The sequence below is a fragment of the Coprobacillus cateniformis genome, assembly GCF_009767585.1.
GTDB classification, from domain to species: Bacteria; Bacillota_I; Bacilli_A; order Erysipelotrichales; family Coprobacillaceae; genus Coprobacillus; species Coprobacillus cateniformis.
Map to the genome: position 1 here is coordinate 3,199,545 of NZ_WSNW01000001.1, position 15,903 is coordinate 3,215,447.

Consider the following 15,903-nt stretch of genomic DNA (forward strand, 5'->3'; position numbering starts at 1 on the left):
GATAAATTTATAACAATGACTTTCTTTTGTTTCTTGAAATTATGATTTTTTTATTGACACGAAAATGATTGAACAATCTATATATAAATTCTGAATATAAAAAGATAAATACTTTGTCGCATAAATTAAAAAAAGACTATTCTTCATGAATAAATAGTCTTTGTCATATTAAAGATAATGATATTGTTTGCGATATATGAAAATAAGTAGTAAAGATATTAAAGAAGTAAGACATTCGGCAATAGGAACAGTTAACCATACAGCAGTCACTCCGAAATATGTTGGTAAAAAAAGTAAACCAATCATAATAAAACCAAATGTTCTTAGGAAAGAAATGAAGGCAGATACTTTCCCATTAGATAAGGCAGTAAAGGTTGCTGATGTAAAGATGTTCATACCAATAAATAGAAAATGAAATAAAAAGATAGTAAATCCTGAATATGCAATCTGATAAACATATGTATCTGAAGATGTGAAAAGTTGAATCAATTGAGATCTAGAAAATAGCGAAGCTAAAAAGATACACAAAGAACTGATGCCAATAAAAGTCAGACATATTTTATATATTTTCTTAAGTGATTTATAGTTTTGAGCACCATATTGGAAACTAATAATAGGTGCAACACCCATTGAAAAACCAATATATAATGTTGTAAAGAGAAATTGAGTATAGATCATAATTGTCATAGCAGCAACACCACTTTCACCAAGTAATGTCATCATAGCTTGATTGAAGAAAAAAGTTGTGATGGCTGTAGCGACTTGACTGACCATTTCTGATGAACCATTTGTACAACATTCTATGAATACCATTGGTTTAAATGATGGTGTGGTCAATGAGAGTGTTCCTTTATGATTTGTAAAAAAGAAGATTCCAAACACAGCAGGTACCATATAACCAAAACCAGTTCCTAAAGCAGCCCCCATAATACCCATATCAAAAACAACAATAAAAACATAATCTAAAATAATATTTATCATCCCAGCACTGATAGAAAGAAAAAATCCATATTTTGGTTTTCCTGCAGTCACAATAAGACTCTGGAATAAGACTTGTAATAGACTGGCTGGAGTGAATATGAAAATAATCAGAAGATAATCCTTGCAGTAAGGAAATAATAAAGGACTTGCACCTAATCCCCATATGATATTCTCAATAAAGAATAAACCTACTAAAGTTATGATTAAACCTAAAAGAATAGTCAATACAAAAATTATTGTAAAGTTTTGATGTGCTTCTGTCATTTTCCCAGCACCCATTTGTCTTGCGATTATAGCACTACCACCAGTTGCTATCATGGTGCCAATTCCTACAATAATGTTAATGACAGGACACACAATATTTAATGCAGATAAAGCAAATGTATTGACAAATTGTGAAACAAAAATAGTATCTACAATTGTATATAGTCCCATAAATAACATCATCACAATTGTTGGAAATGCAAAGTGTAACAGTGATGAAAAGGTAAAGTCTTTTGCTAAAGGATTATTCATAATAAGATTCCTCTTGTTTGGTAAGTCTTAATTTTTGGGTGGGATAATTGAATTCAATTAATAATTCATCTTCGATAAATCCTAAATCTTTATAAAGTTTTCGATAACCAGTATCAGCCTTATCACCTAAACGAAAAGTTGTTATTGTGATATCAATATCTGGAATGAGTTCATTTCTCAGTTTATTGATGAATGCTTCCATAATTCCATATTTATGATAAAGTGGGTGAACTCCAAAGAAATCAATACTTCCTGTTTCTTCATTCATTAACATGACACCAATAGCGAGATCTTCTTCTTTTAATATAAAGGCTCTTTTTTGATCAATGTATTTTTCTAGTGTTTGCATATACTTTGTTTTATCTAAATTGGGAAACCCATCTATGATAAGATGGACTAAATTCATCCAGGCAGGAATATCTGATAAAGAAGCCAAATGAATTTTCTTTTGAATATCTTGACTTGTGAGGTGTTTTATCTCTTTATTGAATTGAAATCTCAGTTGTAAAGGATAAAAATTTTGATTGTTTCGATATTCATTTGGTGTTTGTTTATACATCTGTTTAAAAATTTTAGAAAATGCCTGTTGACTTTCATAGCCAGCAACAAGAGAAATTTCTAATATTGGTTTTTGGGAGAAAACCAATAGTTTAGCAGCTTCAGTTAATTTTCTTCTTTGTACATAATCGTGAATAGATATACCAATGGTATCAGCAAACATTCTATGTAAATGATATTTTGAATAGCCTACAGCTTGAGAAATATTATATAAATTGAGTTTGTCACTTAAGTTCTCTTCGATATAATCGATAACGGTCATAATGTTATGAATTTTATTCATATATATCAACCTCCTTTCTTTAACATTATATACAAATATTATCTGAATATTTAATAAATCTTGCGGTTTTTGAGTATTATGATGAAAAAATAATTTTTAAATTAAACCTTATATAATATTTATAGAAAAGTGTTTTTTTATTCTGCTTGACTCTCCCCTAACAGGAGGATATATCCTAGACGTGTAAGGAGGAAGAGAAGATGAATAAATGTATTGAAGTCCATCAGTTAACAAAAACATATGATGGTAGAAAAGTTGTTGACAACCTGACATTTGAGGTTGAAAAAGGAGAGGTTTATGGACTCTTGGGTCATAATGGGGCAGGAAAGTCAACAACAATAGAGTGTATACTTGGTTTAAATACCCCTGATAGTGGTTCTGCAAAGTTGTTGGGAAAAGAAGCAGCCAAGCATCGAAAAACAGTATTTGAAAAAGTAGGTGTCCAATTACAGCAGTCACATTATCAAAACAATATTCGTGTTGGTGAAGTCTGTGAAGAAAGAGCGGCAATGTATAGTCACCCCGCAGATTATCATTATCTTTTAAAACAATTTCAGTTAGAACAGTATATTCATCAGCCAGTTGCTCAATTATCAGGTGGAGAAAGGCAGAAGTTATCAGTTGCTATTGCCTTAATTCCTCGTCCAGAGGTCATTTTTTTAGATGAATTAACTACAGGACTTGATGTTGCAGCTCGTCGAGAAGTTTGGCAGATTTTAAAACTGCTGAAAAAGCAGGGAATGACATTGTTACTGACTACACATTATATGGAAGAGGCAGAAAATCTATGTGATCGTGTTTTGCTTATCAAAGAGGGTCAAAAAATTGTTGAGGGAACGGTTGATGAGATTATCAAGAAGAGTCCTTATAACAATCTGGAAGAAGCTTACTTATGGTATATGGGAGAGGAGAAACTTGTATGAAAAGAATGATGACAATGTTGAAAGTTGAAGGAAAATTAGCATTAAGATGTCCTGATGGATTAATATTTGGAGTTGGAATGCCAGTCGGCGTTCTGTGCCTAATTGGAATTATTGCTGGAGATCAAACTGTGAGTGGGCAAAGTTCTTATACTTTTATGGAAAGTGCTTTTGCATCTTTGTTAACTGTTGGGATTTGTGCTACAGCATTTATGGGATTGCCACTCACTTTTGCTGACTATCGTGATAAGAAGATTTTGAAGCATTTCTTTGTGACGCCAATCAGTCCTATGCTTATGTTGTTTATACAAGTCATTATTGCAATGCTGACTGCATTGTTATCATCAATTATTGTATCAGCTGTTGCAATATTTGGGTTTGGTTATCAGATGCAAGGGAATGTATGGGCATTTATTGGAGCATATTTCTTAGTTGTCTTGTCAATGTTTAGTTTAGGTATGATTATTGCGAGTTTATGTAAAACGGTGAAAATAGCAAATGTTGTGACAACTTTTGTTTATTTTCCAATGTTATTTTTATCAGGAGCAACAATTCCATATGAATTATTTCCTTCATTTTTACAAAATATAGCAAATATATTACCACTCACACATGGAATTAAATTATTAAAGGATATATCAATGGGTGTTTCAAGTGAACATATGTTTTTTTCAATTGGCATTTTAGTTGCATTTACTATTGTCGGATGTGTTATATCTGTTGTATCATTTAAATGGGAATAATGGAGGAAGTCGTTATGAGTAGAGAAAATTGTTATGTAGAGAAACTGCCTCAGAAGTTATATAAAATTGGAATGTTTGCACAAATGAATAGAGTAACTATTAAAGCATTAAGACATTATGATGATATTGGGTTGTTAAAACCTGAGTACGTAGATGAAATTAATGGTTATCGTTATTATACTTCAGCTCAATTACCACAATTGCATAGAATTTTAGCTATGCGTGAACTTGGGTTTTCGTTAAAAGAAATAAAGAAAGTCAATGATGGCGTTTCAGAAAAAGATTTGCTGATACGCAAAAAATGTGAATTGTTACAAGAAATGGCTCATATCCAAAAACAGATTGCATGTGTTGAAGGGTATCTTGCAGGGAATTGTTTAAATAGTGATTATCGTGTTGTTATGAAATCTATACCAGAAGTGATTGTGGCTTCAATGCAGGTACACATGGATAGTTATGAAGATCTTTTTGAATGTATGCCAACAATGGGAAGTGAAATGGAAAAAGCAGGTTGTGAATGTGCAATCCCTGAATATTGTTTTACTATTTATTATGATGAAGAATACAGAGAATCTGATATTCATGCAGAAATTTGTGAAGCTATTACAGAAAAGCCTGAAGATACAGAACTTGTTCAGTTTAAGGTTCTTCCTGCTGTTGATATGGCCGCATGTGTTTTACATAAGGGGCCATACTATACTTTACCACAAGCCTATGGGGCGATAGTCCAGTTTATTGAAGAGAGTGGCTATGAAATTATTGGATATCAAAGAGAATCTTATATAGATGGAATTTGGAATAAGGATACTGAGGATGAATGGTTAACTGAAATTCAATTTCCAGTTCGTAAAATTTGAGTAGAAAGTCATGATTGTTCATGGCTTTCTTTTTTGTTAAGCTTTGTTTGTTAGTTGTATAATAAGTTAGGAATTGTATAAAAAAGATTAGAAGTTGAAAATTAGTTTCATAAAATGTATCAATTTTTAAGTAAATATGAAACGATATTATAAAGTCTTAACAATATATTTACTCTTTTGCTTATTTCAAATAAAATGAAGACAGAGAAAATAAGGAGGATATTTTGAATGGAAAAGAAATTACCTAAAGATTTTTATTGGGGTGGCTCAGTATCATCTTTTCAAACAGAAGGTGCAAGAGATGAAGGTGGAAAAGGAACATGTATTTATGATGTGAGACCTATGAACCCTGAGTTTTCAGATTGGAGTGTTGGTATTGATGCTTATCATCGTTATGATGAAGATATTGCATTAATGAAAGAAATGGGGTTCAATTTTTATCGTTTCTCTATTTGCTGGTCACGTATTATTCCTAATGGATCATTAGATGAACCAGTGAATGAAGAAGGGGTTGCTTTCTATAATAGTTTAATTGATAGATTGCTTGCTGCTGGAATTGAACCAATGATTACATTAGTTCATTTTGATATGCCATATGAATTAGTGAAAGAGCATAATGGTTTTGCTTCTCGTTATGTTGTTGATTGTTTTGAAAGATATGCAAGAGTATGTATTGAAAGATTTGGAGATAGAGTGAAACATTGGATGAGTTTCAATGAACAAAACTTACATGGAATGATGTTAAGAGTTTCTAATGCTGAAGATATTCCAGAAGGTGTGAGTCTTCCAAAACATTTATATCAAGTTAATCATAATGTTTTTATTGCTCATTGTAAGGCTGTCAAAGCATTAAGAGAATTACAACCAGATGCAAAGTTCTGTGGTATGAATGCTGTCACTAATATTTATCCATATACAAATACGCCAAAGAATAACTTATTTGCATGGCAGGCTTATCAATATATGAATGGTTTCCACTGTGATGTTTTTGCAAAAGGGAAATATCCTGATTATATGGTTGCTTATTTAGAAAATAGAGGATGGATGCCTACATTTGAAGAAGGCGATGATGAATTGTTAAAATATACTGTTGATTATATTGCATTTAGTTATTATCGTTCTAATACAATTACTGAAGGCGAATTTGATTATGAAAGACCTTATCATGAAATTGTCAATGAACATTGTGTGAAAAATCCACATTGTGAAGCCAATGAGTGGAATTGGGAAATTGATCCAATTGGATTTAGATGGACATTAAATGATTTGGCTGTACGTTCTGATTTACCAGTGTTTGTATTAGAAAATGGAATTGGATGGCGTGAAGATTTCTCTCAAGAAGAAATTGATCAGATGTTAGCAGAAGGAAAAATGATTGAAGATGATTATCGTATAAATTATCATAGAGATCATATTCAAGAAATGAAGAATGCAATGATTGAAGAAGGTGTCAAATGCTTAGGATATGTGACTTGGGGGCCTATTGATATCTTAGCAAGTATGTGTAATATGGATAAGAGATATGGTTTTGTTTATGTTAATAGAACAAACAAAGATTTAAGAGATTTAAAACGTATTCCTAAGAAATCATTTGCATGGATCAAAAAGGCATTTGAATCTAATGGTGAAGATTTAGATTAATAGAAATCATAAAGCACATTATGAAAATGATGTGCTTTTTTCTTTATGTACCTAAAAGTTGACAAAGAAAATGTAGTGGTTGCGCTACAGTTGGTAGACGAATCTATGATAATCTGATATGCTTGTGCCATCTTAGGAGGATGTTTATGTTTATTGGAGAAAAGATTAGAGAATTAAGAATAAGAAATCAATTATCTCAAGAGAGTATTGCTCAATTGTTAGATGTGAGTCGTCAATCAGTCAGTAAATGGGAAAAAGGGTTATCTAAACCAAGTACAGATAACTTATTAAGATTATCAGAGATCTTTTCGGTTTCAGTAGAAGATTTGATTGATAACGATATTCAGTTTAAAAAGGATTATGAGTCAACTAGTTTTTTTAAAGAATTTTTGTTTAGAAAAAAAGTGCTCATTCCTATTTCGATATTCTTGGGACTATTTATTGTTATATTTTTGTTTGCAGTAGTGATGAAAGGATATGGATATGATACGAATACTGTGAATTTTATAGCAGGGTTATCAGGTTTTTTCATGTTTTGTGCTTACCTTATTTTCTTAGTAATGATTTTAAAATATGTTTATAAGGATTGTCAGATGAGGCATATTCAACCTATTGGGTATGTACTGGTTTCAATTACTGTTGTTGGTTTTCTTTTTTATTTGTTAATACGTGATGATATTTCAAAAGAAAACTAAATTATTGGGAAAGGAGATCATATGGATTTTGTGAAAAATAGGAACACAATCAAATTGCTTATACTTAATGTTATTTTGATATTCTTTTCTTTATTGACAAATATCACAAATATGATGATTTTATGGTTTATCCTGATTGGTCTTTTATCTTTATATTTTATTGTGAGTTATAAAGAGAAAATGAAAAAAAGAGAGATTATAATAAGTCTTGTCTTAGGAATGATAACAATGATATCGAATGCATTCATGGCAATCTTTGTTTGTTTGGCATATTTAGCTGCTCAAGTTATTATGGAGAATCATTCTCAAAAAATGATGTTATATCATCCAGCAAAAAAACATGAGTTATGGAAAACGTTATTCTTTATCTTTATGATGGGGGGGTTACTAGGTTGCATCAATGTATTCTTGGCAATGAATAGTTATTCGTTGCAGATTTCCTTTCATTTACATTTTCTTTTTGACGCATTAAGGGCCGGTATTTTTGAAGAAATATTTTTTAGAATGTTTTTGTTTGCTTTATGTTTACACATCACTCAATCTACTTATTTGAATCATACACAAGTTATACTATCTTATTTCATTATGGTTCTACCACATGTATTGCTGCATAATTCTTTCTCAATTGATATGATGAGTGTTGTTATTCTTTCATTGCTTTTTGGATTGCCTTTTGCTCTTATGTCAAGAAAAATCAATTTGTTAACAGCGATAGGAGCACATTCTTTTGTTGACTTCATCCGGTTCATTATGCTAGGGATATAATGTTTTGTCAGGCACTAAAATTCTTGTTTTTAATTTCAAATATTATATGATAAGGAAGGAGGGAATTTATGAATATATTATTGAGTTCTTATGATTTTCATGAAGAGTGGGCACAAGATATTATACGCCCATTATTACATCAAGATATGAAAGTGGTTGTTATTCCTTTCTCATTTGATGAGAAGGAAGTGAAAACTGTAGATGATTATGATCAACATTATGGTGTTCATGGACAACATATTCCTTATATTTTAAGACCTTTTCATTATTATGGAATAGATGATATTGAGTTTGTTGATTATTTTAGAGATGATAAAGAAACTGTTCAAAAGAAAGTGATGTCTGCTGATATTCTTTTCTTTACTGGTGGTTTACCAGACCAGTATTTTGAACGTTTAAAACAATTTGAATTGATACCACTAATTCAAAAGAGTTCGGCCCTGATCATTGGAGCAAGCGCTGGTGCCATGATTCAATTCGATCATTATCACATCACTCCTGATGATGATTATCCTGAGTATCATTATCAAAAAGGTTTGGGATTAGTGAGTGGGTTTGAAATAGAAGTTCATTATTGCCATAGTCCTGTTCAAGACATGGGAATACAAAGAGTCATTGAGGAAAAAGGATTACCAACATATACGGTCGCTAATGATGGAGGGATTCTTTGTTATCAAGATAAGTTGATTCCGTTTGGAAATGCTTATTTAGTGAATAATAGTGAAGACAAAGAGATATTCTTTTGATATAATAGTCAAGATATGTCAAAAGAGGAGAGAGAAGAATGAAAGAAGAAAAAACATTAATCGTAGATGTTGATGAAATGCCAAGTGCACCTCAATGGGTATTCTTGAGTTTTCAGCATGTTTTTGCAATGTTTGGAGCAACAATACTTGTTCCTATGTTGACTGGTTTTCCAGTATCTGTGGCATTATTTGCATCTGGTATAGGAACATTCATTTATACGTTTTGTACAAAAGGAAAAGTTCCAGTTTATTTAGGATCATCTTTTGCTTATATTACGGCAGTTATTTTAGCTGTTGAAGCTATGGGTGGAGATATTTCTGCAGCCCAAACAGGATTGATTCTTGTGGGATTGATTTATGTTGCTGTTGCTATTATTATTAAATGTGTTGGCAAAGATTGGATTGATAAATTATTGCCTCCAATTGTTATTGGACCAATGATTGCAGTTATTGGATTAGGTTTAGCTGGAAATGCAGTGACAAATGCCGGATTTGTTGTTGATGGTGATGTTGCACCCATGATTATCGCAATTGTGACATTCTTGGTTGCTGCTTTCATTTCAAGTCAAGCAAAAGGCTTCTTGAAGATTGTTCCATTTTTAGTAGCGATTGTTGTTGGTTACATATTGGCATTATGTTTTGGAATTGTTGATTTGAGTGGTGTTGCTAAAGCTGATTGGTTTTCAATCCCAAGTTTTGCATTTCCATTTTCAATGCCAGACTTATTTGGGACAAGTTTTAGAGAATATCACTTCTATTTTGGTCCAGAAACTTTAGCTATTTTACCAGTTGCAATTGTGACAATTTCTGAACATATTGGAGATCATACAGTTTTAGGGAAAATATGTGGTAAGAATTTCTTGAAAAATCCAGGATTAGATAGAACTTTAATTGGAGATGGTGTTGCAACTGCAGTATCAGCATTTCTAGGAGGACCTGCGAATACAACTTATGGTGAAAATACAGGTGTGATTGGTTTGACAAAAATTGGTTCTGTTTATGTGACATGTGGAGCAGCTGGAATTGCAGTTCTCTTATCTTTTTGTGGAAAGATTGCAGCAGTGATCAGTTCTATTCCAGCCTGTGTACTAGGTGGAATGAGTATATTATTATATGGTGTCATTGCAAGCAATGGTCTTCGTATTTTGATTGATGCGCAAGTTGATTTCAATAAACAAAGAAATTTAATTATTGCTTCTGCAATGCTGGTGATTGGTTTGGGTGGAGCTGTTTTCCCACTGGGTGGAAGTGCAACTTTATCTGGAACAGCATTAGCTGCTATTGTTGGTGTTGTTTTAAATTTAATTTTACCTGAAAAATCTGAACAATAGTCATTTATAATGATTTGTATTGGATATAAGATTTCAAACTGAAAAGATTTGAAATCTTTTTTCTTAAAAATAAGTTTTTCAATGATTTGTTATGTGATAAAATGAAGAAAGGTGGTGAGAAAATGGAATATATACCTATTCAATGTAAAAGTGCAATTCGTAAGGTGAGGGGTGGAATGCCTTATCAACATGATGTCAATATTTATCGCGGCTGTGAACATGGATGTTTATATTGCTATGCATTGTACTCACATGATTATTTAGATGATGAAAAGTTTTATGACCATATTTATTATAAAGAGAATATTGTAGAAATTTTAGAAAAAGAAATCAGCAAGCCAAGTTGGCAGAAGAATATCATTAATTTTGGGAGCGTGAGTGATAGTTATCAGCCTTGTGAAAAAGAATTAGGATTGATGAGAGAGGTTTTAAAGTTAATGATTCGTTATCAAAATCCTGTCAATATTTCTACCAAATCAACATTGATTTTAAGGGATATTGATCTTTTGGCTGAATTATCAAAGGTGGCAGCTGTGAATTTGACTTGTACAGTGACATGTGCTGATGAAAGTATCCAACAGGTTATTGAACCACGTGCTGCAACGAGTTTGGAAAGAATGAAAGTTCTTCAAATTTTGAAACAGAAAACCAATGCAAGTGTTGGTATTTTAATGATGCCAATTATTCCATATATCACTGATTCATATGAAAATATAGAAGCTATTTACAAATTGGCTCAACAAATTGATCTCGATTATATTGTTCCTGGAACATTGTATTTAAGAGGAAAAACAAAACCTTATTTTTTAAATTCAATTCGCCAATATGACGAAAACCTTTATTGGAAATTAAAACATCTTTATCCTAAAGGGAGTTGTTTAAAAGAATATAAAAAAGAATTTTATCAATCATTAAATCAAATCCGAAAAAAATATGATTTAGAAAATAAGGTTCTTAAAGATACACATAAAGACGAATGAAAAACTCATATCAGTTTAGGAATTGTATCCTATGATATGAGTTTTTATTTTCACCCTTCATATAAATCACCACTGTTTTCTTTGTTTAATGTTCCTGCCAGTTCAATCATCAGAAATTTAGTTAATGAATTTACAACTGGACGGTGTTTAACTCCTTTGGGAACAATAATGAATTCTCCTGCCTGAACTGGAAATTGATTGTCTTTTGTTTCTAAAATAAAATGACCCTCAATAACATAAAACAGTTCATCAGAAGTTTCATGGATATGAAAATCTAATGTACGATTCTCGACTTGAACAAGACTTAAAACATGTTCATTTAAAATTCCTACCTTGTTATAAACATAAAGACATTGTAGTGCGTTGGCTTCTTTTAATAAATTGACTGTTTTCATAACAGACCTCCTTGGTTATTGTTAATTGTATATATTTATGTTAACATAAATATACTCATCATAAAAATAGATTGTTTAGATGATAACAATCACAAAACAAGATGATTAAGGGGGTCTTTATGGATTTAAAGCATTTACAGACATTTTTATGCTTATGTGAAATTAAGAACTTTACAAAGACTGCTGAGCATCTTCATTATGCTCAGTCCCATGTGACAATGCAGATTCAGCAGCTTGAAGAAGAATTAAATGTCAAATTGTTTGAACGTTTGGGAAAGAAAATTAGTCTCACAACAGATGGGCAGAAATTAATTCCTTATGCTCAAAAAATGCTTTCTCTTTCTAAGGATATAGAATTTCAGTTTGCTAAACAGGATAATGGTCGCATTGTGATAGGAGCGTCTGAATCTCTTTGTCTATATCGTTTACCCAATATTATTAAACTGTTTTCAAATCAGTATCCAAGTGTTGAGGTTTGTTTATATGTATTAGAAAGCAATGATTATTTGTCTTTATTAGCAAACAATACGATTGATATAGCATTTGTATTAGATCGGCCACTAGCTCATTTGCATTTTGAAAAGGTTTTACAGATTCCAGAAACAATTGGTATTTTCTCATTGCCACAACATCCACTTGCTCAAAAGAAAAATGTTTCTTTAAAAGATTTAGCTAATCAGCGTCTCATTGTCACAAAAAAAGAATGTTGTTATCGTCAACAATTTGATTATGATTTAAATAAAATAAAAATAACTCCTCATATTGTTCTTGAGACAAGTAGTATTCAAGTTATTAAACAATCTGTATTAAGTGGACTAGGAATATGTGTATTACCTGAGTTTGTTGTTCAAGATGAAATGAAGCAAAACCAATTAAAGGCAATTGAATATCTCACTCATTATTCTATTCAATCGCAATTAATTTATCATAGAGATAAGTGGCTATCGCCCAGTTTAAAACATTTTATAGATATGGCTAAAAAATTGATTGAATAAAAAAGAGACTATCTCTTGATAGATATCTATCAGGTTATAATCTCTTAATCATTATCTAAATCTTCAGCATAATCATGTCCATCTTCTAGAATTTCTCCAACACGCATTCTTCTTTCCAGTTTCATTTTTTCAACATGTTGATGAAGAAGTTCTTTCACATCAAAAGGTGTTTTGATATTTCTGATTTCTAGAACAGGTGATGTTTTGTCAGATGATTGGACAATAATAGATCCAACACCAAAAATACGTTGTCCTAGCGTTTGAGAAACACTTAAATCACGGACGCGATAAAGTAATATTTCATCACTTTGTAGTCTGACCAATCCTTTATCAACAAAAAGGCGATCATCTGATAAAGAATAAGTTGTAAAGCTGATAGGCATACCAAGTATTCTTTTTTTATCTGACCAAAGTTTTTTGACATTTGTTTTCATATTCCTACCTCCATATATCGACATTATACAATGAATATAGAAATTTGTATAGATGTTATAAATTAGCAGTTTGATATTGACAGTGCTAAGAAAAAGGTATAAGATATCATTAGCACAGTTAATCAAAGAGTGCTAATTAAAGGAGATGTAAAAAATGGCAAAAAAGAAACAATTTAAAGCTGAGTCACAAAGATTATTAGACTTAATGATTAATTCTATTTATACGCATAAGGAAATCTTTCTTAGAGAATTGATTTCTAATGCAAGTGATGCTTCTGATAAATTATACTATAAAGCATTAACTGAAAATATCAGTGGTATTTCAAGAGAAGATTTGTCTATTCAAATTGTGATCAATAAAGATCATCGTATGCTGTCTATTATTGATCAAGGAATTGGGATGGATGCAAAAGAGTTGGAAGAACATTTAGGAACAATTGCGAATTCTGGTTCTTTTGAATTTAAAAATGCCTTAGAAAAGGGACAGGATGATGTTGATATTATTGGGCAATTTGGTGTTGGTTTCTATTCAGCATTTATGGTGGCTCATAAAGTCGAAGTGATTTCTAAAAAATATGGTGAAGATCAAGCTTATATTTGGGAATCAGATACAAGTGATGGTTATACTGTTAAAGAATGTGATTATCCACAACATGGGACAAGAATTAATTTGTTCTTAAAAGAAAATACAGATGATGAAAATTATGATCAATATTTAGATGAATATGAAATTCAAAGACTTGTTAAAAAATATTCTGATTATGTTCATTATCCAATTGAAATGGATATGACAACTTCTAAACAAAAAGAAGACAGTGATGAGTATGAACAAGTTGTTGAACATAAGACATTGAATTCTATGGTTCCATTATGGAAAAGACCAAAGAAAGATATTACAAAAGAAGATTATAATGAATTTTATCAAGATAAATTCAATGACTTCAATGAACCATTAAAAGTTATGCATAATAGTGTTGAGGGAACAATCTCATATGATTCATTATTATTCATTCCTTCAAAACCACCAATGAACTATTATTCTCAAGATTATGAAAAAGGTTTACAACTTTATTCACGTGGAGTCTTTATTATGGATAAAGCAAGTGATCTTGTTCCAGAACATTATAGATTTGTAAAAGGCTTAGTTGATTCACAAGATTTATCATTAAATATTTCTCGTGAAATGTTACAACACGATCGTCAATTAAAGTTAATTGCTGATAAAATTGAAAAACGTATTCAAAGTGAACTTGAAAAGATGTTAAAGAATGAAAGAGAAACATATGAAGAATTCTTTAAAAACTTTGGATTGCAATTGAAGTTTGGTATCTATAATAGTTATGGTATGCTCAAAGATAAATTACAAGATTTATTGTTGTTCTATAGTGCAAATGAAAAGAAACTCATCACTTTAAATGAATATGTTGAAGCTATGAAAGAAGAACAGAAAGAAATCTATTTTGCAAGTGGTGAAACAATTGAAAAGATTAATCATTTACCAACTGTAGAAATGGTTAAGGATAAAGGTTTTGATATCCTTTATTTGACTGATAATGTTGATGAGTTCTGTATTCAAATGTTAAGAGAATATAAAGAAAAAGCCTTTAAGAATATTAATCAAGGTGATTTGGATATTGAAAGTGAAGAAGAAAAGAAAGAACTTGAACAAGTCAATGAAGATAACAAAGATTTGTTAGAAACATTAAAAGAAGCACTAAAAGATCAAGTTCAAGATGTTAAGGTTTCTTCAAGATTAAAAACACATCCAGTATGTTTAGTAAGTGGTGAAGGTGTTTCATTTGAAATGGAAAAAGTATTGAGCCAAATGCCAGATGCTCAAGGTGTTAAAGCAGGAAGAATTCTTGAAATTAATCCTAATCATCAAATCTTTACAGCTTTACAGTCAGTTTTTGATAAAGATAAAGAAAAGATTAAGGATTATGCATCGTTGTTATATGATCAGGCTTTATTAATTGAAGGATTTAGTATTGATGATCCTGTGGGATTCTCTAATAAAGTTTGTGATTTAATGGTTGAAGCTAATAAATAATAAAAAGATAGTATATCAATTTTGATATACTGTTTTTTTATGTTAAAATAAGAAAAAGGGAGAAAAATATGGGAAAGAAAATTGTGATTGTTTTCAGTGTTTTAATCATGTTATGGGGATGTCAAGCATCACATTTCAGTGTTTCATATGAAGATACATACAAACAATTAGAAAATCTAAATATCACGATGGGAATGATACCTAGTCATCAACCTAATATGTTTTTACGACAAGAGGAAATACAGTGGGATATTTTTATGGATGAAGATTATCAAGTTGTTTTTCTGGGAAGTTCTGAGGGGTATATAGTTTATGATGAATCTGGTTATCATGATAATTCATCTTTCAATAGTTTTCTTGAGTCTATTGGATTAACTGAAGAGGAATTGCTTGATTTTACTAAACAGTTTTATGAGATCAATATAAAAAAAGCATTAAGAGGGTAAGGAGGATATAGTTATGCAATTGAATGATGTTTTAAAGCAAAGAAGGAGTATAAGGAAGTATAAAAAGCAATTTGTTTGTATTGATGATATTCATCAAATGATAGAAGCTGCTATTTTAGCACCATCATGGAAGAATTCCCAAGTGACACGTTATTATATTGTGGAGGGTGAAATAATGTTGGAGAAAATAAAAAACACATTGCCTGAATTTAATTTTGACAATGTTAAGAATGCACCAGTTCTTATTATATCAACTATTATACTCAATCGTTCAGGATACGAAAGAGATGGAACACCTAGTAATGAATTAGGAAATGGTTGGGGGTATTATGATTGTGGTTTACAAAACATGAATTTATTGTTAAAGGCAACAGAGTTAGGGTTATCAACACTTGTGATGGGAATAAGGGATGCCAAACAAATCAAAGATTTTCTAAGCATTCCAGAAAATGAAGGTGTTGTGAGTGTTATTGCTGTAGGATATGGAGATATTGAACCAGATATGCCTCAACGAAAAACATTTGAAGAAATTACGAGAATATATGAAAAATAGAAGACGAGTGTCTT

The 15,903-nt window shown here is 31.0% G+C and carries 17 protein-coding genes; 13 read left to right on the top strand and 4 right to left on the bottom strand.

What is annotated here, in order from left to right:
* Positions 1-168: 168 nt before the first annotated feature.
* A complete protein-coding gene (locus tag GQF29_RS15810) occupies positions 169-1,497 on the bottom strand; it encodes an MATE family efflux transporter (RefSeq protein ID WP_008789861.1) in 1,329 nt (442 codons plus the stop codon).
* On the bottom strand, positions 1,490-2,338 hold the full coding sequence (locus GQF29_RS15815) for a helix-turn-helix domain-containing protein (protein WP_008789860.1): 849 nt from the start codon (positions 2,336-2,338) through the stop codon (positions 1,490-1,492). Before GQF29_RS15815 ends, GQF29_RS15810 begins: the two co-directional genes overlap by 8 nt.
* A gap of 200 nt (positions 2,339-2,538) precedes the next feature.
* Between GQF29_RS15815 and GQF29_RS15820 the strand changes: the two genes are divergently transcribed.
* From GQF29_RS15820 to GQF29_RS15860, 9 genes are all read left to right on the top strand, one after another.
* Positions 2,539-3,261 (top strand): ABC transporter ATP-binding protein, encoded by a 723-nt coding sequence (locus tag GQF29_RS15820; protein ID WP_008789859.1) that lies wholly within the window; start codon positions 2,539-2,541, stop codon positions 3,259-3,261.
* The gene (locus tag GQF29_RS15825; protein ID WP_008789858.1) at positions 3,258-4,001 is read left to right on the top strand and encodes an ABC transporter permease; all 744 of its coding nucleotides are present in this window, start codon (positions 3,258-3,260) and stop codon (positions 3,999-4,001) included. Before GQF29_RS15820 ends, GQF29_RS15825 begins: the two co-directional genes overlap by 4 nt.
* A 14-nt stretch (positions 4,002-4,015) precedes the next feature.
* Positions 4,016-4,858, top strand: a complete 843-nt coding sequence (locus GQF29_RS15830) for a MerR family transcriptional regulator (RefSeq protein WP_008789857.1) — start codon at positions 4,016-4,018, stop codon at positions 4,856-4,858.
* Positions 4,859-5,086: 228 nt separating this feature from the next.
* A complete protein-coding gene (locus tag GQF29_RS15835; RefSeq protein ID WP_008789856.1) occupies positions 5,087-6,499 on the top strand; it encodes a glycoside hydrolase family 1 protein in 1,413 nt (470 codons plus the stop codon).
* A gap of 146 nt (positions 6,500-6,645) precedes the next feature.
* Entirely contained in the window at positions 6,646-7,194 is a 549-nt protein-coding gene (locus GQF29_RS15840) for a helix-turn-helix domain-containing protein (RefSeq protein WP_008789855.1), read from the top strand.
* Positions 7,195-7,215: 21 nt separating this feature from the next.
* The gene (locus GQF29_RS15845) at positions 7,216-7,959 is read left to right on the top strand and encodes a CPBP family glutamic-type intramembrane protease (protein WP_017143765.1); all 744 of its coding nucleotides are present in this window, start codon (positions 7,216-7,218) and stop codon (positions 7,957-7,959) included.
* Between the two features lie 68 nt (positions 7,960-8,027).
* Positions 8,028-8,705, top strand: a complete 678-nt coding sequence (locus GQF29_RS15850) for a Type 1 glutamine amidotransferase-like domain-containing protein (protein ID WP_008789853.1) — start codon at positions 8,028-8,030, stop codon at positions 8,703-8,705.
* Positions 8,706-8,743: 38 nt separating this feature from the next.
* Positions 8,744-10,036, top strand: a complete 1,293-nt coding sequence (locus GQF29_RS15855) for a uracil-xanthine permease family protein (protein ID WP_008789852.1) — start codon at positions 8,744-8,746, stop codon at positions 10,034-10,036.
* Positions 10,037-10,158: 122 nt separating this feature from the next.
* The gene (locus GQF29_RS15860; protein WP_017143764.1) at positions 10,159-11,016 is read left to right on the top strand and encodes an SPL family radical SAM protein; all 858 of its coding nucleotides are present in this window, start codon (positions 10,159-10,161) and stop codon (positions 11,014-11,016) included.
* 50 nt (positions 11,017-11,066) lie between these two features.
* On the opposite strand, the gene GQF29_RS15865 is transcribed toward GQF29_RS15860, so the two are convergent.
* Positions 11,067-11,411 (bottom strand): cupin domain-containing protein, encoded by a 345-nt coding sequence (locus GQF29_RS15865; RefSeq protein ID WP_008789850.1) that lies wholly within the window; start codon positions 11,409-11,411, stop codon positions 11,067-11,069.
* 119 nt (positions 11,412-11,530) lie between these two features.
* Between GQF29_RS15865 and GQF29_RS15870 the strand changes: the two genes are divergently transcribed.
* Positions 11,531-12,406 carry a LysR family transcriptional regulator gene (locus GQF29_RS15870; protein ID WP_017143763.1) on the top strand — a complete coding sequence of 292 codons (876 nt, stop codon included), beginning with the start codon at positions 11,531-11,533 and terminating at the stop codon, positions 12,404-12,406.
* Positions 12,407-12,450: 44 nt separating this feature from the next.
* On the opposite strand, the gene GQF29_RS15875 is transcribed toward GQF29_RS15870, so the two are convergent.
* Entirely contained in the window at positions 12,451-12,840 is a 390-nt protein-coding gene (locus GQF29_RS15875; RefSeq protein ID WP_008789848.1) for a PH domain-containing protein, read from the bottom strand.
* Between the two features lie 154 nt (positions 12,841-12,994).
* On the opposite strand from GQF29_RS15875, the gene htpG reads away from it, so the two are divergent.
* The 3 genes from htpG (at position 12,995) to GQF29_RS15890 (ending at position 15,889) form a co-directional block, all read left to right on the top strand.
* Positions 12,995-14,890: a molecular chaperone HtpG gene (htpG, locus tag GQF29_RS15880; RefSeq protein WP_008789847.1), complete on the top strand. Its 1,896-nt coding sequence runs from the start codon at positions 12,995-12,997 to the stop codon at positions 14,888-14,890.
* Between the two features lie 68 nt (positions 14,891-14,958).
* Complete coding sequence (locus GQF29_RS15885; protein WP_008789846.1) at positions 14,959-15,336, top strand: hypothetical protein; 378 nt, start codon at positions 14,959-14,961, stop codon at positions 15,334-15,336.
* A gap of 13 nt (positions 15,337-15,349) precedes the next feature.
* A complete protein-coding gene (locus tag GQF29_RS15890) occupies positions 15,350-15,889 on the top strand; it encodes a nitroreductase family protein (protein WP_008789845.1) in 540 nt (179 codons plus the stop codon).
* Positions 15,890-15,903: the final 14 nt, after the last annotated feature.

What these genes read in the sequence shown, in the direction of transcription:
- GQF29_RS15815 (WP_008789860.1), bottom strand. Translation starts at nt 2,338, where the DNA reads ATGAATAAAATTCATAACATTATGACCGTTATCGATTATATCGAAGAG.
- GQF29_RS15875 (WP_008789848.1), bottom strand. Translation starts at nt 12,840, where the DNA reads ATGAAAACAAATGTCAAAAAACTTTGGTCAGATAAAAAAAGAATACTT.
- GQF29_RS15885 (WP_008789846.1), top strand. Translation starts at nt 14,959, where the DNA reads ATGGGAAAGAAAATTGTGATTGTTTTCAGTGTTTTAATCATGTTATGG.
- GQF29_RS15890 (WP_008789845.1), top strand. Translation starts at nt 15,350, where the DNA reads ATGCAATTGAATGATGTTTTAAAGCAAAGAAGGAGTATAAGGAAGTAT.
- GQF29_RS15840 (WP_008789855.1), top strand. Translation starts at nt 6,646, where the DNA reads ATGTTTATTGGAGAAAAGATTAGAGAATTAAGAATAAGAAATCAATTA.
- GQF29_RS15810 (WP_008789861.1), bottom strand. Translation starts at nt 1,497, where the DNA reads ATGAATAATCCTTTAGCAAAAGACTTTACCTTTTCATCACTGTTACAC.
- GQF29_RS15830 (WP_008789857.1), top strand. Translation starts at nt 4,016, where the DNA reads ATGAGTAGAGAAAATTGTTATGTAGAGAAACTGCCTCAGAAGTTATAT.
- GQF29_RS15845 (WP_017143765.1), top strand. Translation starts at nt 7,216, where the DNA reads ATGGATTTTGTGAAAAATAGGAACACAATCAAATTGCTTATACTTAAT.
- GQF29_RS15820 (WP_008789859.1), top strand. Translation starts at nt 2,539, where the DNA reads ATGAATAAATGTATTGAAGTCCATCAGTTAACAAAAACATATGATGGT.
- htpG (WP_008789847.1), top strand. Translation starts at nt 12,995, where the DNA reads ATGGCAAAAAAGAAACAATTTAAAGCTGAGTCACAAAGATTATTAGAC.
- GQF29_RS15825 (WP_008789858.1), top strand. Translation starts at nt 3,258, where the DNA reads ATGAAAAGAATGATGACAATGTTGAAAGTTGAAGGAAAATTAGCATTA.
- GQF29_RS15855 (WP_008789852.1), top strand. Translation starts at nt 8,744, where the DNA reads ATGAAAGAAGAAAAAACATTAATCGTAGATGTTGATGAAATGCCAAGT.
- GQF29_RS15860 (WP_017143764.1), top strand. Translation starts at nt 10,159, where the DNA reads ATGGAATATATACCTATTCAATGTAAAAGTGCAATTCGTAAGGTGAGG.
- GQF29_RS15835 (WP_008789856.1), top strand. Translation starts at nt 5,087, where the DNA reads ATGGAAAAGAAATTACCTAAAGATTTTTATTGGGGTGGCTCAGTATCA.
- GQF29_RS15850 (WP_008789853.1), top strand. Translation starts at nt 8,028, where the DNA reads ATGAATATATTATTGAGTTCTTATGATTTTCATGAAGAGTGGGCACAA.
- GQF29_RS15870 (WP_017143763.1), top strand. Translation starts at nt 11,531, where the DNA reads ATGGATTTAAAGCATTTACAGACATTTTTATGCTTATGTGAAATTAAG.
- GQF29_RS15865 (WP_008789850.1), bottom strand. Translation starts at nt 11,411, where the DNA reads ATGAAAACAGTCAATTTATTAAAAGAAGCCAACGCACTACAATGTCTT.